At 63.9% G+C, this 21622-nt stretch carries 16 protein-coding genes; 10 read left to right on the forward strand and 6 right to left on the reverse strand.

The window, feature by feature from the left end; all coding sequences use genetic code 11:
- Window positions 1-24: 24 nt before the first annotated feature.
- The gene (locus tag NKH38_RS14025) at window positions 25-894 is read right to left on the reverse strand and encodes a transglutaminase-like domain-containing protein (protein ID WP_352459936.1); all 870 of its coding nucleotides are present in this window, start codon (window positions 892-894) and stop codon (window positions 25-27) included.
- A 181-nt stretch (window positions 895-1075) separates the two neighbouring features.
- Here NKH38_RS14025 and NKH38_RS14030 point away from each other — a divergent pair, with 181 nt between their 5' ends.
- Complete coding sequence (locus tag NKH38_RS14030; RefSeq protein ID WP_352761278.1) at window positions 1076-1741, forward strand: HAD-IA family hydrolase; 666 nt, start codon at window positions 1076-1078, stop codon at window positions 1739-1741.
- Between the two features lie 102 nt (window positions 1742-1843).
- Here NKH38_RS14030 and NKH38_RS14035 read toward each other — a convergent pair whose 3' ends face one another.
- The gene (locus NKH38_RS14035; RefSeq protein ID WP_023688862.1) at window positions 1844-2050 is read right to left on the reverse strand and encodes a DUF1674 domain-containing protein; all 207 of its coding nucleotides are present in this window, start codon (window positions 2048-2050) and stop codon (window positions 1844-1846) included.
- A 105-nt stretch (window positions 2051-2155) separates the two neighbouring features.
- Between NKH38_RS14035 and htpX the strand changes: the two genes are divergently transcribed.
- Together htpX and NKH38_RS14045 are read left to right on the forward strand one after the other, a co-directional pair.
- A complete protein-coding gene (gene htpX, locus NKH38_RS14040) occupies window positions 2156-3169 on the forward strand; it encodes a zinc metalloprotease HtpX (RefSeq protein WP_352761286.1) in 1014 nt (337 codons plus the stop codon).
- Window positions 3160-4545: an RsmB/NOP family class I SAM-dependent RNA methyltransferase gene (locus tag NKH38_RS14045; protein ID WP_352761293.1), complete on the forward strand. Its 1386-nt coding sequence runs from the start codon at window positions 3160-3162 to the stop codon at window positions 4543-4545. Before htpX ends, NKH38_RS14045 begins: the two co-directional genes overlap by 10 nt.
- Before the next feature lie 19 nt (window positions 4546-4564).
- On the opposite strand, the gene NKH38_RS14050 is transcribed toward NKH38_RS14045, so the two are convergent.
- Window positions 4565-5422, reverse strand: a complete 858-nt coding sequence (locus tag NKH38_RS14050; protein WP_502896594.1) for a phytanoyl-CoA dioxygenase family protein — start codon at window positions 5420-5422, stop codon at window positions 4565-4567.
- Window positions 5423-5581: 159 nt separating this feature from the next.
- Here NKH38_RS14050 and NKH38_RS14055 point away from each other — a divergent pair, with 159 nt between their 5' ends.
- The 3 genes from NKH38_RS14055 to purH all read left to right on the forward strand — a co-directional run bounded on the left by NKH38_RS14055 (window position 5582) and on the right by purH (window position 10101).
- Window positions 5582-6436: a helix-turn-helix transcriptional regulator gene (locus tag NKH38_RS14055; RefSeq protein WP_502896595.1), complete on the forward strand. Its 855-nt coding sequence runs from the start codon at window positions 5582-5584 to the stop codon at window positions 6434-6436.
- A gap of 217 nt (window positions 6437-6653) precedes the next feature.
- Window positions 6654-8378, forward strand: coding sequence for a heparinase II/III family protein (locus NKH38_RS14060; RefSeq protein WP_023693200.1), 1725 nt, complete (start codon window positions 6654-6656; stop codon window positions 8376-8378).
- Between the two features lie 106 nt (window positions 8379-8484).
- Window positions 8485-10101 (forward strand): bifunctional phosphoribosylaminoimidazolecarboxamide formyltransferase/IMP cyclohydrolase, encoded by a 1617-nt coding sequence (gene purH, locus NKH38_RS14065; protein ID WP_027050550.1) that lies wholly within the window; start codon window positions 8485-8487, stop codon window positions 10099-10101.
- Between the two features lie 117 nt (window positions 10102-10218).
- Here purH and NKH38_RS14070 read toward each other — a convergent pair whose 3' ends face one another.
- Window positions 10219-11598, reverse strand: coding sequence for an MFS transporter (locus NKH38_RS14070; protein ID WP_023824309.1), 1380 nt, complete (start codon window positions 11596-11598; stop codon window positions 10219-10221).
- Between the two features lie 262 nt (window positions 11599-11860).
- The gene (locus NKH38_RS14075; protein ID WP_352761316.1) at window positions 11861-16651 is read right to left on the reverse strand and encodes an NAD-glutamate dehydrogenase; all 4791 of its coding nucleotides are present in this window, start codon (window positions 16649-16651) and stop codon (window positions 11861-11863) included.
- A gap of 130 nt (window positions 16652-16781) precedes the next feature.
- On the opposite strand from NKH38_RS14075, the gene NKH38_RS14080 reads away from it, so the two are divergent.
- Both NKH38_RS14080 and NKH38_RS14085 read left to right on the forward strand, forming a co-directional pair.
- Complete coding sequence (locus NKH38_RS14080; RefSeq protein WP_352638447.1) at window positions 16782-17345, forward strand: peroxidase-related enzyme; 564 nt, start codon at window positions 16782-16784, stop codon at window positions 17343-17345.
- Between the two features lie 8 nt (window positions 17346-17353).
- On the forward strand, window positions 17354-18304 hold the full coding sequence (locus tag NKH38_RS14085) for a hypothetical protein (protein ID WP_155921634.1): 951 nt from the start codon (window positions 17354-17356) through the stop codon (window positions 18302-18304).
- Window positions 18305-18836: 532 nt separating this feature from the next.
- Here NKH38_RS14085 and NKH38_RS14090 read toward each other — a convergent pair.
- The gene (locus NKH38_RS14090; RefSeq protein WP_352761328.1) at window positions 18837-19451 is read right to left on the reverse strand and encodes a LysE family translocator; all 615 of its coding nucleotides are present in this window, start codon (window positions 19449-19451) and stop codon (window positions 18837-18839) included.
- Between the two features lie 141 nt (window positions 19452-19592).
- Here NKH38_RS14090 and NKH38_RS14095 point away from each other — a divergent pair, with 141 nt between their 5' ends.
- Both NKH38_RS14095 and NKH38_RS14100 read left to right on the forward strand, forming a co-directional pair.
- The gene (locus NKH38_RS14095; RefSeq protein ID WP_352761334.1) at window positions 19593-20627 is read left to right on the forward strand and encodes an L-idonate 5-dehydrogenase; all 1035 of its coding nucleotides are present in this window, start codon (window positions 19593-19595) and stop codon (window positions 20625-20627) included.
- 340 nt (window positions 20628-20967) lie between these two features.
- Window positions 20968-21594, forward strand: a complete 627-nt coding sequence (locus NKH38_RS14100; RefSeq protein WP_352761339.1) for a DUF1062 domain-containing protein — start codon at window positions 20968-20970, stop codon at window positions 21592-21594.
- Window positions 21595-21622: the final 28 nt, after the last annotated feature.

A 21622-nucleotide genomic window follows, 5' to 3' on the forward strand; every position in this document is an offset into this window, starting at 1 on the left:
GTGTCGAAGCGGATCAGAATCCGGTCACGCCAGCGTCCGCGCGCTCACCGTCTTGTCGACGCCGTGATAGGGCGGGTTGAACAGATTGCCTTCCTGCTCGTAGGTCCAGACCTTGAACAGCGAAAGTTGGTGCGGGCCGAAGCTGTGCAGCAGCGGGACATCCGTGGCATCACGACCGCGCGCGATGACGACGCGGCCTATCCTCGGACGATTATGACGCGGGTCGAACGTGTACCATTTGCCGTCGAGGAACACTTCCATCCAGGCCGAAAAATCCATCGGCGCCGGGTCGGCCGGTACGCCGATGTCGCCGAGATAACCGTTCACATAGCGGGCCGGGATGTTCATGCAGCGGCAGAGCGTGATCGCCAGATGGGCGAAGTCGCGGCATACACCAACCTGCTCCTCATGCGCTTGGGCTGCGGTGCGCGTCGACCGCGCATAGCCATAGCCGAAGGACAGCCGGTTGTGGACATAGTCGACGATCGCCTGCACCCGCGCCCAGCCGGAGGGAACATGGCCGAAAAGCTGCCAGGCCAGACTGCTCAGATGATCGGTCTCGCAATAGCGGCTGCCGAGGAGGTAGCCGAGCACGTCGTCCGGCAGTTCCGCCACCGGCACTTCCCTGGCCAGCGTGTTGACCGCGTCAGGCTCCCCGCTGTCCTCGACGGCTGCGTCATAGAGAATGCGGAAACTGCCGGCGGGTGCGGTGAAGCGGCGGCAGGTATTGCCGAACAGATCGTGATAGACCTTGCTCGGCACTGAAGGCGACGTCAGCACGCGCGTCTGCCGTTTGATGTCGGCCTGACGATCCCTGTGGATATCAAGCAGCGAGATGACCGGCGTGGCGCCGACGCATTCAATGGCGATTTCGTAGCCGAGCCGGATCAGCACAATGATTGCCCCTTCGATCCCGTGGAAAACAGTATGCTCAAAACGCCAGAGGCGGGACCATGGTTCCCTGGAACTATCGAAAAGGCTCTCCCGCAGCTTCCCAGGCAGGCGTGGCGACGTTACGGTCGCACGACATGTTTCGACCCTCCCGAAACGATCCCTAACCCCCTTGGAAAACCTGATGTTTGCAGGCAGAAAATTCGCCGCGTTCCTGTTCGATATGGATGGCACGGTGCTCAATTCGATCGCCTCGGCCGAGCGCGTCTGGGCGGCGTGGGCGCTTAAGCACGGTGTCGACGTCGAAGCCTTCCTGCCGACGATCCATGGCGTGCGGGCGGTCGAGACCATCACCAGGCTGGCGCTTCCCGGCCTCGACCCTGTTCATGAGGCGTTTGTGCTGTTGCAGGCCGAGTCGGACGATGTCGAAGGCGTGCTGCCGATCGCCGGCGCCGTGCCGTTCCTCAACGCTTTGCCGCCAGAGCGCTGGGCGATCGTCACCTCGGCGCCGCGCCCGTTGGCGCTGCTGCGCATGCGGGCCGCCGGCATCCCGGTTCCCGCCTTGGTGGTCGCGGCCGAGGATGTGTCGCACGGCAAGCCGGCGCCCGACTGTTTCCTGCTGGCGGCAAAACGGCTCGGCGTCGATATCGGCGACTGTCTGGTCTTCGAGGACGCACCGGCCGGTATCGCGGCGGCGGAAGCAGCGGGCGCGTCGGTGATGGTGATCAGCGCCACTCACCAGCATCCAATGACGACTCAGCACAACTCGATTGGCGGCTACGAAACCGTCTCCATCGCCATCGATGACAGCGGCTGGATGACGCTGGGGGCACGGCGCAGCGCGGCCTGAGGAACTGGAGGACTGGAGGACTGGAGGACTGGAGGACTGCTATGCGCCTTTTTCTTCAACTCTTCAGTTCACCAGTTCCCCAGTTCTTCCGTTCCTGAACCCCTAGAAATCGCTAGCCAGTCCCTTCACTTCCCAGTCGCCGTAGCGGCCGGGTTCCTTGCCGCCGCGGCCGCCGATTTCCTTCGGCAACGCAGCTTCCTTCTGGCGATACGCTTCACGGCGCGCCTCGGCTTCAGCCAGCGCCCGGCTGGCCGCCGGCGTCAGGTCCTTCTCCCGGTCGGCATCAGCTTTGCTGGGTTGGTCGGTCATGCGATAGTCCGGGCGGATTGAAACGAAGGGCGGCGTTTCCCATCATATAGCCATGAGTTCACCCCGATCGACCTTTTTTTGCCACGGCCGCACAGGGAGCAGATGATGAGCACGCTACGCACCACCATGCTCCTGGCCGCGATGACGGCGCTGTTCATGGGCGTCGGTTTTCTGATCGGCGGCACCGGCGGCATGATGATCGCCTTCCTGGTCGCCGCGGGCACCAATCTGTTCAGCTACTGGAATGCCGACAAGATGGTGCTTTCGATGAACCGCGCCGTCGAGGTCGATGCCAGGAACGCACCCGAATTCCACGCCATCGTCGAGGCGCTGGCCAAGCAGGCCGGCCTGCCGATGCCCAAGACCTATCTGATCGACAATCCGCAGCCGAACGCCTTCGCCACCGGCCGCAATCCAGAGAACGCCGCGGTCGCGGCCTCGACCGGGCTGCTGGAGCGCCTTTCGCATGAGGAGGTGGCGGCAGTCATGGCGCATGAGCTGGCCCACATCCAGCATCGCGACACGCTGACCATGACCATTGTCGCGACACTCGCCGGCGCCATCTCGATGCTCGGCAATTTCGCCTTCTTCTTCGGCGGCAGCCGCGACAACAACAACCCGTTCGGCTTTGTCGGCGTGCTGGTGGCGATGCTTGTCGCGCCCTTCGCCGCCATGATCGTGCAGATGGCGGTCAGCCGCACCCGCGAATACGAGGCCGACCGGCGCGGCGCCGAAATCGTTGGAAATCCGCTTTGGCTGGCATCAGCGCTTGACAAGATCGCCCGCGGCGCCGAACGCATCCGCAACCCGGATGCCGAACGCAATCCCGCGACCGCGCATCTCTTCATCATTAATCCTCTTCACGGCGAGCGAATGGACAGCCTGTTTTCGACCCACCCGAACACCGACAACCGCATCGCCGCGCTGCGGGCGATGGCGCGCGACATGGCAGGCCGCCAGCCGGCGCCGCGCCAGGCGCCGATCGAAGAATTGCCGGCCGATGCCGAGCAAGGTCCGTGGGGCAAGGCAGCACGCCCCACGCCGCCGACCAAACCGGCCAAGCCGAAAGCCAATCCGTGGGGCCGCAATCCGACCGGACCCAAAGGTCCGTGGTCGTGAGCGGCGCCAGACCCCGGCCCGCACATTCAGGCGATCGCGAAAACAGCTCGGACGAATTCGTCGCCGGCCTCGCCGCGCGCAAGGCAGCGGCGCGGCTGCTGGCCGCCGTTATCGACGCCAAGACGCCGCTCGACGGGCTGACCGACCACGAGAACGGCCATCCGCAATACAAAGTGCTCGACCTGCGCGACCGCGGCCTGGTGCGCGCCATGCTGGTGACCGCGCTGCGCTACCGCATGACCATTGCCGGGCTCCTCGCCCGCCGCCTTGAAAAGCCGCTGCCGCCCAACGCCACAGCTTTGTCGCACATCCTGCATGTTGCGGCGGCGCAGATCCTGTTCCTCGACATCCCCGACAGCGCCGCCGTCGATTTGGCTGTGACCCACGCCAAGTCGGACCCACGCACGCAGCGCTTTTCCGGCCTCGTTAATGGCGTGCTGCGCACTTTGGTGCGCGCCAAGGAGACCGAACTGCCGGCAGCTCTTGCCGCCACCGACGAGGCGCCAAAATGGTTCTCCGACCGGCTGAAGGCCGCCTATGGCGCCGAGATGACCAGACAGATCCTGGCGGCGCATCGCGTTGAGGCGCCGGTCGATTTCACGGTCAAGGCCGATCCCGAATTGTGGGCCGAAAAGTTCGGCGGCATCGTGCTGCCGACCGGCACGGTGCGAGTGGAAAAGCTCAGCGCCTCCGTCACCGAACTGCCGGGCTTCAGCGAAGGCGCATGGTGGGTCCAGGACGCCGCCGCCAGTTTTCCGGCGCGGCTGTTCGGCGATGTCAAAGGATTACGCGTCGCCGACCTCTGCGCCGCCCCCGGCGGCAAGACCGCTCAGCTTATCCTTGCCGGCGCCAAAGTCACCGCCTTGGACACCTCGAAGAACCGGCTGGCGCGGCTGACGCAGAACCTCGAACGGCTTGGGCTGTCCGCCGAGATCGTGCAGGCCGATCTGCTGAAATACCAGCCGGCGGAGCTTTTCGACGCCGTCCTGCTCGACGCGCCCTGCTCTTCCACCGGCACGGTTCGGCGCCACCCGGACGTGCCATGGACCAAGCCGGTAGCCGACGTCGAAAAGCTAGCCGATCTGCAAGCAAAGCTGCTCGCCCGCGCCGTCACTTTGGTCAAACCGGGCGGCCGGATTGTTTTTTCCAACTGTTCGCTGGACCCGATCGAAGGCGAGGATCTGTATCGCGCCTTTCTGGCCGGCAACAAGACCGTCGCCGACGATCCGCTGCAGCCCGGCGAAATCGCTGGCATCGACGCCTTCCTGACCCCGCAAGGCACGCTGCGCACCACACCCGCCGATCTTGACCTTGGTTCGCCAGGGGTTTCCGGCCTGGACGGCTTCTTCGCCGCCCGCATGCGACGACTGGCCTGACTCCGACGCGACGACATGCCTAAAGCATGTCGTCCAAGGACCAGTGCTTCCCCCACCTTGCATCGATCTCATCATCGACATTCTGGTAGCGGATATCGGTGGAGAGCCGGATACGCCCCTCCGCGCTCTGGTTGGTCGTCGAGGCGTGGATCATGTAGGGCGAGTGGAGGACGACATCGCCGGCCTCGAAATCCGCGATCAGCCAGCGTGTATCGAACCGCTCCGCCATGTCGGGCAGGTCCTTCGACACCCAGCCGCCCTCGCTCATGTTCCTGTTGTAGGCGCTGATGCGCTCCTGCGGGCTCAGCCCGGCATTTTCCCTGGCGAACCGGGCCTCCATGTCGAGGCCGATGGCGTGCGATCCCTCGAGATAGACCAGGCCGCCCATGTCGACGGGAACGTCGCCGATCGGGATCCAGGCAGTGACGATGCGGCTGGTGCCGCCGCGCAGATAGACGAGGTCGTAATGCGCCGGCGTCGCCACAGTGGTGCCCGGTTGGGTGAAACGCATGATCTTGCGCTTGTGCAAATAGGACAGCCCGCCGACGAACGCATCCATCAGCCGGGCCATCAGGGGCTGTGCGCAGAACCCTTCATAGGCGGTGGAGCGAACCAGCGCCATCAACCGGCGATCGGCGAGCTGACGGTCGAACGTGCCGGCGGCCGCCGCCAGGCCAAGCGCGGGATCGGACCCGGGCTGCAGCAAGCCGGTGTCGGCCAGATATGAAAACACCCAGCCGCGAAAATCGATGACGTCGCGGCGCGGCAGCATACCTTTCAGCCAGACATAGCCTTGCTCGGCAAGGAGGCCGCGAATGGCATCGATGCCGACCCCGGCGTCGGTTGGCACGAGATGACCTAACCGGTTCGGCGCCATCGATAATATCTTGCCGTTGGCGTTCAGATCGATTGACGCAACAGGAATCCGTCGTTGCGTGCCACCTGTTGAGCTTGACATTTCAGCCACCTGCGATTTTCCATCCTTAGCTGGAAATGCCATACTGTTCGCACGCTCGCCCATGGACGGAACGAAGCCATGGACTTTTCGCTCATGAACGATCTCTCTTACGCGCTCTACAGATCCGCACCGGCCGCGGCCGGCGGCCTGTCGGTTACAGGGATTGGTCGGCATCGCGTCACGCAGGCGATCCAAGCGCGCAAATTGCCGGAATTCGCCGTGGTGCTGATTGAGAACGGTCAAGGCTGGCTTGAAACCAAGACTGCCGGCATGCAGACGATCCAAGCGCCGGCCCTGTTCTGGCTGCTTCCCGGGAGGATGCATTCCTACGGGCCGGACGCATCGGGCTGGCTCGAACGCTGGGCGCTCTTCGACGGCGCCTTGATACGCGATTTCACCCGGCTGCGGCTGATTGCCGAGGACGCCCCTATCGTCCCCTTGCGCGACCTCGGCAAAATGCAGCGGCTGTTCGACAGGCTGCATGGTGAGCTGTCGCTCGATACGATGCTGAGCCAGGCAGAAGCCGCCGCCACGATGCATCGCATCGTCGTGCGTGCTGCCCGCCAGGCAATGGATTGGAACAACCGTCAACGAAATCCCGGCTTCCAGCATGCCGACATGCAGCCCATCATCGACGAATTGCGCCGCTGCGCGTGCGACCCGGTGGATCTCGATGCCTTCGCCGCGAAATTCTCGATGTCGCCGGCAACCTTGCGGCGCAGATTTGCGCGGGCAGCCGGCATGTCGCCCAAGGCCTTCCAACTGCGCACGAGGCTCGACCGCGCCAAACAGATGCTGGCCGCCTCCGATTCGCCCATCGAGTCCATTGCGGCCGCCGTCGGCATCCACGACGCCTTCTATTTCTCCCGTCTGTTTCGCGACCGCGAAAGCTGTTCGCCCAGCGAATTTCGGTCTCGCCACAACCGCAAGTGAGTGCCGGATTGCCAGGCTTAACCCCGCGAAGCACTTGACTTTTTTCGGGGTGGGTCGGTGGCCGGCAGCGTGAGGCGCTTCACGTCGGCGGAATTCGACTTCGCACAAGTTCTTGAATCATATAAGCTTGTGCTGGGGTACCGGAACATGATGCCGAAACCTGCGACGCGGTTTTCGGGCGACAGCATGCTCTATCTCCAGGCGACGAGGAGGGGTTTTGGCACTGGCTGCCGGCAGCACGACACGTCTGTGGACGCTTGTCGCTAAGGAGTTTTGGCGCAAGACGCGCCGGCGCCTTCGCGCAGGGCCAGTCTATCGCTGGCGCTATTCCGGGCGCACGCCCGAACGCGTCCTGATTGCACCGCCCGACCTCAGGCTCGCCGATCCGCAGATCGCGCTCGAGATCTACTATGGCCGCTATCCGCTGTCGGGACACCTCGTCGAGACCGGCGGCAAATCGCCATTCCAGATCGATGTCGCCAATCGCGGCTGGGTGAAGACGCTGCACGGCTTTCGCTGGCTGCGCCATATGCGCGCCGCCGGCACCGAGCTGGCCGCCGCCAATGCACGCGCGCTTGTCTCCGACTGGATCGCCATGCATGGCAACCAGATTTCCGGCATAGCCTGGGAGCCCGGCACCACCGCCAAGCGAGTCATTGCCTGGTTGCAACACTCCTCGGTTGTCCTACAAGGGGCCGAATTTCCGTTCTATCGCGCCTTCCTGAAATCGCTCGCCGTGCAGATCCGCTATCTCCGCTCGATGGCGCGCGAGATGCCGGACGGCAAGGACAGGCTGCGCGCTCGCATCGCGCTTGCCTTCGCCGCGCTGTCGCTGCCGGCGCCGGCCTCGGCACTGCGCGGCGCCACCCGCAACCTGGCGGAAGAACTCGACCGCCAGATCCTTCCCGACGGCGGCCATATTTCGCGCAACCCGATGGCGGTTCTCGAACTGCTCGCCGATCTCCTGCCGCTGCGCCAGACCTATGCTAACCAGGCCGAAACGCCACCGGCAGCCCTGATGGGCGCCATCGACCGCATGCTGCCGGCGCTCCGTTTCTTCCGCCATCAGGATGGCAGCCTGGCCCGCTTCAACGGCATGGGCGCCACCATCCACGACCGTATAGCCACCATCTTGCGCCACGACGACACCGCCGGCGCGCCGCTGCTGCACGCGCCGCATTCCGGCTATGAGCGCCTGTCGATGGGCGGCGTGACGGTGATTGCCGATACCGGCCCGTCGCCGGCCGTCGATGTGTCCAACGCCGCGCATGCCGGTTGCCTGGCCTTCGAACTCTCGTCCGGTCGCCAGCATTATATCGTCAATGCCGGCATCGACACCTATGGCGCCGCCGAGTTCCGACCGCTGGCCCGTGCCACCGCGGCGCATTCGACCGCCACCATCAACGACACCTCGTCGGCGCGGTTTTCCCATTCGCTGCGCGTCAACGACCTGCTCGGCTCGCCCTTGCTCGGCGGCCCGCAGCATGTGCCTTGCAAGCGCATCGACCAGAAGGGCACGCAAGGCTTCATCGCCCGCCATGACGGCTATATGCAGCGCTTTGGCTTCCTGCATGAGCGCGAGCTGAAACTGTCGAGCGAGGGCAATGTGCTCGCCGGCAGGGATCGCTTCCTCCGCCCGGGCGGTGCGGCGATCCGCAACAATGGCCGCGACTTCGTCGTGGTGCGCTTCCACATCCACCCTGATATCAACCTTTTGCAGGACGAGCATGACCGCCTGGTGCTGACCGCCGACCAGGCCGACACCTGGGTGTTCACCTGCACCGAAGTGGTGCCGGAGGTCGAGGAATCGATCTATTTCGCCGGCCTTGGCGGCCCACGCCGCAGCCGCCAGATCGTGCTCGCCTTCAAGGCCTCGGAGATCGCCGAGGTGCATTGGCAGCTCACGCGCACCGGCATCGCCGGCTATCCCGAGAACAGCTGAGCGCCGTTGCCGGCGCCGGCTTGATCGAGCTTCCGGCTTGATTTCCTGACCTCATGTGCTACGGCCCGGCAACGCTCTCCAATCAGCCCTGAAAGGCCGCCAGCCCATGGCCGTCGCCGCTAAGAACATTCCGGCACCCGACCTCGTTCCGGTCCGCCGCGCCCTGCTTTCCGTCTTCGACAAGACCGGCCTGACCGACTTCGCCAAAGGGCTGGTCGCGGCCGGCGTCGAGCTGGTCTCGACCGGAGGTACGGCAAAGGCGATCGCCGAGGCGGGGCTGGCGGTGCGTGACGTCTCGGAACTGACAGGCTTTCCCGAGATCATGGACGGCCGCGTCAAGACGCTGCACCCGTCGGTGCATGGCGCACTGCTCGGCGTGCGCGACGATCCCGAACACGCCAAGGCGATGCACGATCACCGCATCGAGCCGATCGATCTGCTCGTCTGCAATCTCTACCCGTTCGAGGAGGTCCGCCGTTCCGGCGCCGACTATGCCGCTGTTGTCGAGAACATCGACATTGGCGGCCCGGCGATGATCCGCGCTTCGGCCAAGAATCACGCCTATGTCGCCATCGTCACCGATCCCGGCGACTACGCCTCGGTGCTGAACGCGCTGGAGATGAACATCGGCTCGCTGTCGCTGGATTTCCGCCAGAAGCTGGCGGCCAAGGCCTTTGCCCGCACCGCCAGCTACGATGCGGCGATCTCCGGCTGGTTCGCCGAAACGCTTGAGATCGAGCACCCGACCTGGCGCGCCTTCGGCGGCAGGCTGGAAAGCGTCATGCGCTATGGCGAGAACCCGCATCAGAGCGCCGGCTTCTACGTCAATGGCGACAAGCGGCCCGGGGTCGCCACGGCTCGCCAGTTGCAGGGCAAGCAGCTGTCCTACAACAACATCAACGACACCGATGCCGCCTTCGAGCTGGTCGGCGAGTTCGATCCCAACCGCTGCGCCGCCGTTGCCATCATCAAGCACGCCAACCCGTGCGGCGTCGCCGAGGACGCTTCGCTGGCTGCTGCCTATGCGAGAGCGCTGGCCTGCGACCCGGTTTCGGCCTTTGGCGGTATCGTTGCCATGAACCGCATCCTCGATACCGAAGCGGCTCAGGAGATCGTAAAAACCTTCACCGAGGTGATCATTGCGCCGGACGCGTCGGAGGACGCTGTCCGCATCATCGCCGCCAAAAAGAATTTGCGACTGCTGGTCACCGGCGGTCTGCCCGATCCGCACGCCGGCGGCATCACTGTGAAATCCGTCGCTGGCGGCATGCTCGTCCAGGGCCGCGACAACGCGGTGGTCGACGATCTCGAGCTCAAGGTGGTGACCAAGCGCGCGCCGACGGCGGCCGAGATGGCCGACCTCAAATTCGCTTTCCGCATCGCCAAGCACGTCAAGTCGAACGCCATCGTTTACGCCAAGGACGGCGCCACGGTCGGCATCGGCGCCGGCCAGATGAGCCGCGTCGATTCCTCGCGCATCGCCGCACGCAAGGCGCTCGACGCGGCGGAAGCAGCTGGCCTCGCGGAGCCGTTGACCAAGGGCTCGGTGGTCGCCTCCGACGCTTTCTTCCCTTTCGCCGACGGGCTGATCTCAGCCATCGAAGCCGGCGCCACGGCGGTGATCCAGCCCGGCGGCTCGATGCGCGACGACGACGTCATCGCCGCCGCGGATGAACATGGCATCGCCATGGTGTTTGCGGGCGTGAGGCATTTTAGGCATTAGGCGCCGAGGCGGATGAGGGGTGTTTCAGCGGAGTGAGACGTTGGTGTCTTCTGGAACACCGCTCATCCGTCGCCTGCGGCGACACCATCTCCCACAAGGGGAGAAGGAAGAGCCGCGCTATTCCACCGGCTGATCCGCCGGGTACGGCGTCCAGATCAATATCGCGATCCCCACGCCGAGGAACAGCACGATTGCCGCCATGCCCAGCCGCGCCGAGCCGCTGGCGAGCGTGATCGACGCCACCATGAACGGCGCCAGGAAACTCGTCGCCCTTCCGGCCAGCGCATAGATGCCGAAATAGCGGCCGGATTCGGCTGCGGTCACGCTGCGCGCCATGTAGGAGCGTGACGACGCCTGCACCGGTCCGAACGCCAGCCCGATCAACAGGCCATAGAAAATGTAGGCCTTTTCCGCCGCCGTGCCGAACAGGCCGCCACTATCGGCTCCCGGCATCATCCAGGCGCCGAACAGCGTGTAGCCTGGCCCGGTCGAAACGATGCCGATGGTGGCGATGCTGAGCAGGACGAGCGAAATCATCACGATGGTCTTGGAGCCAAGCGCGGTGTCCAGCCATGCGGCAACCAGGCAGCCGACGATGGCGACGACGTTGAGAATAATGCCGAACATGCCGATCTCGGTGATCGACCAATGGAACATCGCTGCCGCAAAGGTGCCGCCCAAAGCGAGCAGCGCATTGACGCCGTCCTGATAAATCATGCGGGCGACAAGGAAGCGGAAGATGCCTTTGCGCCGGCGCACTTCAGTCAGCGTCGACTTCAGCTCCGACAGCCCCTCGCGCACCGCCGGCCCGATCGGAATGCCTTTGATGGCGTCCGGCGTGAAGAAGAACATCGGCAGGATGAACAGGAAATACCAGCCAGCCGACAGCGGCCCGGTGGCGCGCGCGTCCTCGCCGAGTTTCGGGTCGAGCCCAAAGAGCGGGTCGATGCCGATGATCGTCTTGCCGGTCTCCGACGAACCCGCCAGACAGGCGACGACAAAGATCAGCGCGATCATGCCGCCGAGATAACCAAGTCCCCAGGCAATGTTGGAGACGTGGCCGATCTCGCTCTTCGGCACCAGGCGCGGCATCATCGAATCGTTGAACACGGTCGAGAATTCCGCCGCGACCGAAGCGAGAGAAAAGAACAGCACCACCAGGAAAAGGTTCGAGCCGGGAGCGGCGAACCATAGCAGGCAAAGGCTGATGATCTTGATCGAGGCGAAGAACGCAATCCACGGCTTGCGCGGCCCGGTCTGGTCGGCAATCGAGCCGAGGATGGGCGACAAAACGGCAATGACCAGGCCCGCAACAGCGATGCCGTAGCCCCAGGCCGCCTGGCCTGAGACCGGATCGCTCGCCATGCGCGAGACGAAATAAGGCCCGAAGATGAAGGTGGTGACGACGGTGAAAAACGGCTGCGCCGCCCAGTCGAAGAACATCCATCCCCAGATGCCACGCCCGGATGCCCGCTGCACTGCATCTACCGCCGCCATGATGATTCCCCCGGACACCGCGCTTGTCGGACGCCATGTCTGCATGTTTCGAATGCTCATGCAAACCGCCAAAGATTCGCGCTGCCCCTCACCTGGATGTCGCCGCTGTCTACCTGCATAGAGACGCGAAGAAAGGCGCCGCGCCTCTACCTCCCCCTTGTGGGGACGTCGGACCGAAGGTCCGGGTGGGGTCGGTGCCGCACCCCCACCCCGCTGCTTCGCAGCGACCCTCCCCACAAGGGGGAGGGCAAAGTCCCGAGCCTCACATCCCCGTCAGATCGCTCATCAGCCCCGAAGCCACCGACAGCCTGGACACGGTGATATCCCCGCCTTCGGTCAGCGCCTGCAGCCGCTCGCGAATGCGCGCCACGCGCTCGCCGCCGGCTTCCAGCCAGGCCGCCACAGGATCCGCCGTCCCGGCATGGCCGGCGAGAGCCGCCACCGCGATGCCGCGCCGCGCCGCGCCGATCGTGTCGGTGGCGCGCGACAGCGCCAGCTGGTCGTAATAGTCCGACGGCGTGATAGAACGCGCCGCCTCTTCGACGCGCGGAATGCGGAAGGCATCGCTGACGGCGAAGAACGCCTTGGCCGAGGCGACGACGTCGGCATTGGCCGTGCGCGCCGTCAGTGCGATGTCGGGGATCAGTCCCGCCACATCGGCCATTGCCAGCTGCCCGGCGAGCTTTTCCGGGGCGCCGGCCTTGAACAGGCCATACCGCCTCTCCTCGACCCGCTCGCGCGAGAAGGCCGGCAGCAGCGAGAGCAGCTTCGGCTCCAGCGCCATGCGCGCCTCTTGCAGTTCGGCAATGCGCTGGCCGAGCGCTGCGGTGCCGGCATCGTTCTTCAGATACCAGCCGCTGGTCACGAAGATAAGCCGGCTGACGGACTGGTAGAGATCGAGCTGCGCCTGGCCGTCGATGTGGCTGTCCAGCGCATCGATCTCCCGATGGAGCGCCGGCAACGCGAAGCCGTCGCGCACCACGGCGAAGGTGCGCACCACGTCGGCCGCGCTGCGCCCCGTGGCTTCCTGCAGCCGGTTGACGAATGACGGTCCGCCGCGATTGACGAGATCGTTGGCGACGACGCGGGCGATGATTTCGCGGCGCAGCCGGTGGCCATGGATCTCGGCCGCATATTTCTTCGTCATCCGGTCAGGGAAATAGCCCATCAGGTCGCGGTCGAAATGCGCGTCGTCAGGCACGTCGCTGGCGACGATGTCGGAAAACAGCACGATCTTGGCATAGGCGAGCAGCACGCCAAGCTCCGCCCGGGTCAGCGGCTCGCCACGCGCCTCGCGCTCGGCAAGGGCGGCCGGCGACGGCAGCGTCTCGACAGCGCGGTCGAGCAGGCCCCGAGCCTCCAGCGCCGCCATGAACCGGCTCTGGTGCGCGATGTCGGCAAGGCCGCGCTTGCGGGCGATGGAAAGCGCCAGCGTCTGTTCGTAATTGTTGGACAGCACGAGGCCGGCGACCTCGTCGGTCATCTCGGCCAGCAGCTTGTTGCGCGCCGGCCGGGTCAGCGATCCCTTGCGCATGGCGGACGCCAGCGCGATCTTGATGTTGACCTCGACGTCGGAGCAGTTGACGCCGCCGGAATTGTCGATGGCATCGGAGTTGCAGCGACCGCCATTCATGCCGAATTCGATGCGGGCACGCTGCGTGACGCCGAGATTGGCGCCCTCGCCGATCACTTTGGCCCGCACATCGAGCGCGGTGATGCGGATGGCGTCGTTGGCGCGGTCGCCGACTTCGGCATTGGTTTCGCCCGAGGCCCGTAAATACGTGCCGATGCCGCCGAACCACAGAAGGTCGACGTTCGCCTTGAGGATGGCGGTCATGATCTCGGCCGGTGTCGCGGTGGTCTTGGCGAGGCCAATCGCCGCCGCCGCTGCCGCAGGCAGCGTGATCGACTTCTGGCTGCGCGAGACGATGACGCCGCCTTCCGACAGTTTGGTCTTGTCATAGTCCTGCCAGGACGAACGCGGCAGCGCGAACATGCGCTCGCGCTCGGCCATCGACGCCACCCTGTCTGGATCGGGATCGATGAAGATGTCGCGATGGTCGAAGGCGGCGATCAGCCTGGTCTGCGGCGACAGCAGCATGCCGTTGCCGAACACGTCGCCCGACATGTCGCCGACGCCGACGACGGTGAAGGGGGTGGCCTGGATGTCGCGGTTGATCTCGCGGAAATGCCGCTTGACCGCTTCCCAGGCGCCTTTGGCGGTGATGCCCATCTTCTTGTGGTCGTAACCGGCCGAGCCGCCGCTGGCGAAGGCATCGTCGAGCCAGAAACCGTGTTTCTCCGAAATGGCATTGGCGGTGTCGGAGAAGGTTGCCGTGCCCTTGTCGGCGGCGACGACAAAGTAGGGGTCGTCAGGATCGCGCCTGACGACGCCGGCTGGGGGTATGACGCCATCGAGGCCGATATTGTCGGTGATCGACAGCAGGCTGGAAACGAAATTCTTGTAGGCCGAGGTGCCGGCCTCGAAGATGGCGTCGCGGCCGGCGCTCATCGGCAGCTTCTTCGGATAGAAGCCGCCCTTGGCGCCGACCGGCACGATGACGGCGTTCTTGACCTGCTGCGCCTTGACCAGGCCGAGCACCTCGGTGCGGTAATCCTGGGCGCGGTCCGACCAGCGCAGGCCGCCGCGCGCAACCGGGCCGAAGCGCAGATGCACGCCTTCGACCTCGGAACCGTAGACGAAGATCTCGCGCCACGGCCGCGGCGCCGGCAGGCCTTCGACCGCTTGCGAGTCCAGCTTGATCGCCAGTGACTGGCCCCGCGCCTTCGTTCCCGCAACGAAATGATTGGTGCGCAACGAGGCTTCGATCAGGTTGAGATAGCGGCGGATGATGGTGTCGTCATCGATGTTGGGGACTTCCTCCAGCGCGTCCTTGATCTTGGCCTTGAGGTGCTTGGCGGCGACGACGCCTTCCGTCTCGGCGGTCGGGCCGAGACGAGCGACGAACAGTGCATGCAGGCCGCGCGCAATGTCGGGATAGCGGTTGAGCGCGGCCGCGATGAAATCCTGGCTCTGCGGGATACCAGCTTGCTGCAGGTAGCGGCCATAGGCCCGCAGAATGCTGACTTCGCCCGACCACAGGCCGGCGGTCTGGGCAAGCCCGTTATAGCTGTCATTGTCGATGTCGCCGCGCCAGACCGACAGGAACGCGTCCTCGAACAGCGCGCCGCCATCGCTGAGGTCGATCGGCTTGCCGTAGCTGTTCTCCAGCTCCATGTCGTGGACGAAGACGGTGTCGCCGCCGTCCTCGCCAACCTCGAAGGTGCGCTCGCTGATGACGCGGAAGCCGATGTTTTCCAGCACCGGCACGCGACGCGACAGCGCTACCGGGCTGCCGTGGTGGTAGATCTTCAGCGCTGCCTGATGCGGTTTCTGCTCGGCATGGCGGTAATAGTCGATGGCGATCGGGTTGGCGGTGCTGATGCCGGCGATGCGCCCCGCATCCTTCAGCGCGACGGCCGCGCTGAAGGAATCGCGATAGCTCTCAGGCAGACGCGCGGCGATCGCCTTCAGCGATGGATCGCCGCCGACGGCTTCCGCGGCTTCGGCCAGCGCGTCGTCCCAGGTTCGCACGATATCGCGGATCGCCGCTTCGATCACCGCCTGCTCGACCTTCGGCGTCTTGCCGCCCGAGCGGCCGATGATGAAATGCACACGCGCCAGCCCGCCTTCCGGAAACGCCGGATAATAAGCCGACAAACGGCCTTCGAAGACGGTCTTGAGATAGGTGCCGATCTTCTCGCGCACGACGCTGTCATAGCGGTCGCGCGGCACGAAGACGAGGATCGAGACGAAGCGGTCGAACTGGTCGGCGCGCACCAGCGCCCGCACCCGCGGCCGCTCGACCAGGCCGAGAATGGCCGCGGCGTGCTTCTTCAGGATCGGCACCGGCACCTGGAACAGTTCGTCGCGCGGATAGCTCTCCAGAACGTTGATCAGTGCCTTGCCGGAATGGTCGTGCCGGTCAAAGCCGGACTTGGCGATGATGGTCTCGGCCTTTGACCTCAGATACGGGATTTTCATCACCGAGCGCGTGTAGGCAGTCGAGGTGAACAGGCCGACCATGCGCAACTCGCCGGCAAGCGTGCCCTTGGCGGTGTAGGTTTTGACGCCGATATAATCGAGATAAATGCGGCGGTGCACCAGCGACTTGGCGTTGGCCTTGGTGACGATCAGCGGCTCCGGCCCATGCAGGAAGGCGCGGATTTCGGGCGTCGTCGTCACCGCCTCGGTGCCGCGCCGGAGCACCAGCACATCCGGGTCGGCGAGGATGCCGAGACCGGGTTTGTCGGCGCGCTCCAGATTGCCGCTCTCCGCGCCGCCGGAATATTTGAACTCGCGCATGCCAAGGAAAGTGAAATTGTCGTCGCGCAGCCATTCAAGGAAGGCGATGGCCTCGGCAACGCTCTTCTTGTCGAGCGGCACGGCGGAATAGCGGAATTCGGAAATCGCCTGGTCGAGACGGGCGAGCATCGGCTTCCAGTCGCTGACGGCGGCGCGCACCTGGTTGAGCATCTTGCGCAGGCGGTCGGCCAGCGCGTCGGCCTGCTCCGCCGTCAGGCGCGGAATATGGACATGGACGACGCTCAGGCGGTCGTGATTGCCATCGTCCTTGAGGGCGCTGCCGTCGCCGAGGATCTCGTCGACGCCGGCCTTGCCGTGACGCACGACGATGACCGGATGGGTGACCAAAGTCGGTTCGCCGGCAGTTTCTGTGATCTCGCCGAGGATCGAATCGAACAGGAACGGCATGTTGTCGTTGACGACGGTGATGGTCGTCATCGGGCGGCCCTCGCGGGAGACGCCCGACCCGGCATCGACGGCGACGACACTTTGGCCCTTCTTGTGGGCGGCGACCGCACGTCCTGCCAGGTCGGCGGCGCGCTCCAGGTCGGCGGCGTCATAGGCGGCAATGTCTTCGGCCGGCGCGCGGGCCAGCAGATAGTCGGCGAGCCTGGCCGGCTTCCCGTCGGGTTTCATCCCGGCAGTGGCTGTTTTCTTCGGCTTAGCTGCGGATTTCACGCTCGCCATGTTGTCCTCCCGTCACATGCTTTTACGACTATGGTAGCAGATGACCGCTGTTTGGCGACAAAGGTTTGACGGCTCGATAAGAATTACAGGAATTCGACGGTCAGGCGGCGGTGAACCAGGAGGAGACCCCATGTCCGGCAAAATCAGCGCACTTGACCTCGGTATCGCGGAGCTGAGCGAGGCGACAAAAGCCTATTTCGCCAAATGCGAGGAAAAGCTCGGCCTGGTTCCCAACGTGCTTCTTGCCTATGCCTTCGACGAGAAGAAGCTGCGCGCCTTTACCGACACCTACAATGATCTGATGCTGGGTGAATCCGGCCTGTCGAAGCTGGAGCGGGAGATGATCGCGGTCGTCGTCTCCTCGATCAACCATTGCTATTATTGCCTGACCGCGCATGGCGCGGCGGTGCGCCAGCTCTCCGGCGATCCGGCTCTCGGCGAGATGATGGTGATGAACTTCCGCGCTGCCAATCTTTCACCGAAGCAGACGGCGATGCTCGAATTCGCGGTCAAGCTGACGGAAGAGCCGGCAAAGATCGTCGAGGCGGACAGGGCAGCACTGCGCAACGCCGGCTTCACCAACCGCGACATCTGGGACATCGCCTCGACCGCCGCCTTCTTCAACATGTCGAACCGCGTGGCGGCGGCCATCGACATGCGGCCGAACGACGAATACCACGCCATGGCGAGGTGAGGGTTAAAGTGGTTCGAGCTTCTATCTTTGCAGCCGCCATCGTATCGGTTTTGCTGGTAGGCCATGAAACGCATGGTGAGACAACCGCCCCCGCCGGCGCATCCATTTCCCTTCCCTACCAACCAACCGCGGGACAAGTCTGGCTTGTCGAAATAGAGCGGACGAAGACGATTGCCGATCGCGGCGTCACCTCAACGGAAAGAGGCAGGATCAGCGGTCGATATGAAGTGATAGAAAGCCGCGAAGGCGGCTATTCCTCTGCCTGGACCATTACAGAACTTAGCAGCGGGCCAGTCCCGCTTTACAATTGGGCTACCGTCTCGGCGCTTCGCGGAATGCGCATCGAGTTCGATACCGACATTCGGGGAGCGCCTGTTGCCCTGAAGAGTTGGCCAGCTGTTCGAGACGTCGTCGAGAAGGAGCTGTTCGCACTGCCCAAATACGCCAATCACGAAGCAGCTCAAAATACGATTCGTAAGTTTTTCGCGGGTCTAACTCCCGAGACGGCTGTTCCTTACTTCCTACAGGAACTTGATATCATAGCGACCTGCCAGAACAGCGATTTACCCATAGGCAGGGAAACAGCGTCGACCGACACGACGCTAAATGAAGCCGGTGACCCCTTCGCCAATTCGCGCTCGAGTCTGCTCGTTGGCGTCGATCAGATTGCGCGGACGGCAACGTTGAAATTCCACATGACCTCGGATGCCGAGAAACTCTCCGGGGTTCTTGTCGACACGGTCGAGAAACTGAATCCAGAAACGGGTAAAACGGAGAAGCAGATCGTCCGTACCGATGCTGCGGTTCACAAATCAAACACAGCTGACTGCACGGTCGACATCGATAGCGGCGTGACCAGACATGTTTTGTACGAGGAAAAGCTTGAGGCAATTGGGCAGAACAGGACAAAGGTGTTCGGCGACATATGGAACATAACTGTTATGCCGACAGCTAAATAGAGAGTCGTAACGGCGGCCATCGATATGCGGCCGAACGAACGATATCACGCCATAGACGAGATAACTCATGACCATAGACACCTCAGGCAAATGGTGGGTTGGAGGGAACCCACGGACATCGCAGAATACCTGGAGGGGTATGCCTCCGAAGGATATGAGGTTCACGACTTCAGGCTCGCCCGCTGCAAGTGCGGTTCCATCTCGTTTCTCCTCGATGCCGACGATGACGAGGGTGTGGCGCGACGAACATGCACAGCCTGTGGCTCCGAGCATCTTATCTGCGACAGCGGGGAATTTTGGGACGAAGCCCAGCCGGAACGATGGGCGTGCACCGAGTGCGGCTCCGAAGCTGCAAACATCGGTGTCGGGTTTTCCATCTACCCGGAACGTGACGGCGTTCGCTGGCTTTATGTTGGCGTACGATGCGCGGCCTGTGGCGTTTTGGGATGCTTCGCCGGCTGGAAAGTTGGCACGTCTGATAGCATGGATCTATTGGACAAAGTCTAGCTTTGAGGTTCCCATAGAAAGGCGGTCAGGATCGCGCCGCGATGGCCCCGGCAGCGCCGGCCATCGTCGTGGCGCTGATGCGGTTGGCGATCTTCATCGCACGCTTGCTCTTCAACAGTTTGCGCGCCTGTGAGGCCGCGACGACCCAGGCGAGATCGATGGCGATCAGAACCACCGCCATCGTCGCCGTCAGTTCGACCCAGCCGATGACACTCACCGAAGCGAGGTCGATGATCGTCGGCAGCAGCGCCAGATAGAACATCATGATCTTGGGATTGCCGAGCGTCACCGCCATGCCGGCGAAGAAGAGCTTGAGCGGCGAATCCTCACGCGGCATCTCGCCTTCCCTGGCCTCGACCGGCGCCGTCCACATCTTCCAGGCGAGGTAAGCGAGGTAGGCGACGCCCACCCATTTCACGACGACGAAGGCGAAATGAAACGTCTGCGCCACGACCGCCAGCCCGAACACCGCCAGCGACAACCAGATGCCCTCGCCGATCCACATGGCAAGCAGGAACGGGAACACGTCGCGAAAGCCTTTCGAGATGACGCGGGCGACAAGGGCTGCGATCGACGGTCCGGGCGAACCGGCGGCGACGAACAAAGCGGCGGCGAAGATCAGGAGCGAGGTGAGGTGCATGACGGAGCCTTCGAGCGTTGGATGGCGAAGAATATCCGATCGGCGTCAATTTGGCACCCCTCTGCCTGATGGGCCAACGAACGCGACACATTTCGGAGATCGGACTTGCCCGTGCCAGCGGTTTGAGAAAGGATCGCGGCCGTGAAATCAATCGTCATCCACGCCGCAAAAGATCTGCGCATCGAAGAGACCGATTCGGGCGCGCCTGGCGCCGGACAGGTCGAAATATCGGTCGAGGCCGGCGGCATCTGCGGCTCGGACCTGCACTACTACAATCATGGCGGCTTCGGCGTGGTGCGCCTGCGCGAGCCGATGATCCTCGGACATGAGGTCGCCGGCACGGTGAAGGTGCTTGGCGCCGGCGTCTCCAGCCTCGCTGTCGGCGACCGCGTCGCGATTTCGCCCAGCCGGCCGTGCAATGCGTGCCGGTACTGCCTGCAGGGCGTGCAGAACCAATGCCTCAACATGCGATTTTACGGCAGCGCTATGCCGATGCCACATATACAGGGCGCCTTCCGCCAGTGCCTCGTCGCCGAGGCCTGGCAGTGCCACAAGATCGCCGACCATGTCTCCATCAACGAAGCCGCCTTTGCCGAGCCGTTCGCGGTAACGCTGCATGCCGTCAACCGCGCCGGCTCGCTGCTCGGCAAGCGGGTCTTGGTCACAGGCAGCGGGCCGATCGGTGCGCTCTGCATCCTGGCCGCGCGCGTCCACGGCGCGCGCGAGATCGTCGTCACCGATGTCATGGACGCGGTTCTGGCCAAGGCCAACGAGATCGGCGCCGACCGCACCATCAACGTCGCCACCGACGGCGCCAGCCTCGCCGCCTACAATGTCGAGAAGGGCAGTTTCGACGTGATGTTCGAGTGCTCCGGCAATGAACGCGCGGTGCGGGCTGGGCTCGACGTGCTGAAGCCGCGCGGCGTGCTCGTCCAGCTCGGCCTTGGCGGCGATATGTCGCTGCCGCAGAATCTCATCGTCGCCAAGGAGATCGAGATGCACGGCAGCTTCCGTTTCCATGACGAGTTCGCGCTGGCCGTCGATCTGATCAACAACCGTCGCGTCGACGTCAAGCCGCTGCTGACCGGCATCTATCCAATGGACGAGGCGGTTGCGGCTTTCGAGATCGCCGGCGACCGCAACAAATCGATGAAGGTACAGATCGCCTTCGCCTGAGCAGGGCGAGACACCCTATGAACCTTGCCCGCTCGGCATCTTGCCGCTAGAAGAACCGTCCCGACATTCATTTCGAGCTTCATTTTGCCTCAGTAACCGCCGGTCTCGCCAACTCCCCTGATCACACTTGGCAGGGCGCCGCATTAAGCGGTGCCTGCTCCATTTCACGTGTTCCTCAGGCGGCGGTTCGAGACCGGTTTGGCACTGCTGAACCGTTGTCGCGCGCTTTGCCGCCCGTGACAGCTGATTTCCGACATAGCTAGCTCTCGCCACGCCGTGCCCGCATGGGCATCTCGCCATTGCCGACCTGAAGAACTTCCACACTGGAAGGTCTTCCGGCTTGTCCCAACATCTCGCTATCCACTGGGCAATCACGCCCGAAATCGCGCCTCGACCCCTGGTCCACTGCAACCGCTGCAGCGCCGTGAAAGCCTATCGCTGCAGCGACAAATTCCGCGTCAACGCCAATGGCAAACGCATTGATGTCTGGCTGATCTATCGCTGCATCGACTGCGACAATTCGTGGAATTTCGGCATTTTCGAACGCTGCAACCGCCGCGACATCGAACCCGCGCTGCTGGCAGCGCTCGAAAGCAACGATCCGGCCCTCGCCCGCCGCCATGCCTTCGATGTCGTGGCTTTGCGAAACCGGGTCGGCCGCGTCGAGGAGTTTCCCGATGTCGCCGTTCACAAACACCGGCTCGGCGGCGAAGGCCGACGCGCAGCCGCGCTTGAAATCAGGCTTGGGCTGGAAATGCCGACATCGCTGCGGCTCGACCGTCTGCTCGCCGGCGAACTCGGCATCTCCCGATCAAGGCTTCAGGCGCTGGAGGAGAAACGATTGCTGGTTGTTGTTCCCGAAGGCGCCAGAGCTTTGCGCAAGCCGGCCCGCGATGGCACGATCGTGCGAATTGATCTCTCCGGCGAAGCCGACCGAGAAACCATCATCTCAAGGGCGAGCAGATAATCGAAATAGGGCGAAGCACATCGGTGCT

Origin of the sequence: Mesorhizobium sp. M1078, assembly GCF_040318615.1 — a bacterium.
GTDB lineage: Bacteria > Pseudomonadota > Alphaproteobacteria > Rhizobiales > Rhizobiaceae > Mesorhizobium.

Bases quoted from the DNA above. Each gene is read 5' to 3' on its own strand.
- NKH38_RS14030 (WP_352761278.1), top strand. From the start codon at position 1,076: ATGTTTGCAGGCAGAAAATTCGCCGCGTTCCTGTTCGATATGGATGGC.
- NKH38_RS14035 (WP_023688862.1), bottom strand. From the start codon at position 2,050: ATGACCGACCAACCCAGCAAAGCTGATGCCGACCGGGAGAAGGACCTG.
- htpX (WP_352761286.1), top strand. From the start codon at position 2,156: ATGAGCACGCTACGCACCACCATGCTCCTGGCCGCGATGACGGCGCTG.
- NKH38_RS14050 (WP_502896594.1), bottom strand. From the start codon at position 5,422: ATGGCGCCGAACCGGTTAGGTCATCTCGTGCCAACCGACGCCGGGGTC.
- NKH38_RS14055 (WP_502896595.1), top strand. From the start codon at position 5,582: ATGGACTTTTCGCTCATGAACGATCTCTCTTACGCGCTCTACAGATCC.
- purH (WP_027050550.1), top strand. From the start codon at position 8,485: ATGGCCGTCGCCGCTAAGAACATTCCGGCACCCGACCTCGTTCCGGTC.
- NKH38_RS14070 (WP_023824309.1), bottom strand. From the start codon at position 11,598: ATGGCGGCGGTAGATGCAGTGCAGCGGGCATCCGGGCGTGGCATCTGG.
- NKH38_RS14075 (WP_352761316.1), bottom strand. From the start codon at position 16,651: ATGGCGAGCGTGAAATCCGCAGCTAAGCCGAAGAAAACAGCCACTGCC.
- NKH38_RS14080 (WP_352638447.1), top strand. From the start codon at position 16,782: ATGTCCGGCAAAATCAGCGCACTTGACCTCGGTATCGCGGAGCTGAGC.
- NKH38_RS14090 (WP_352761328.1), bottom strand. From the start codon at position 19,451: ATGCACCTCACCTCGCTCCTGATCTTCGCCGCCGCTTTGTTCGTCGCC.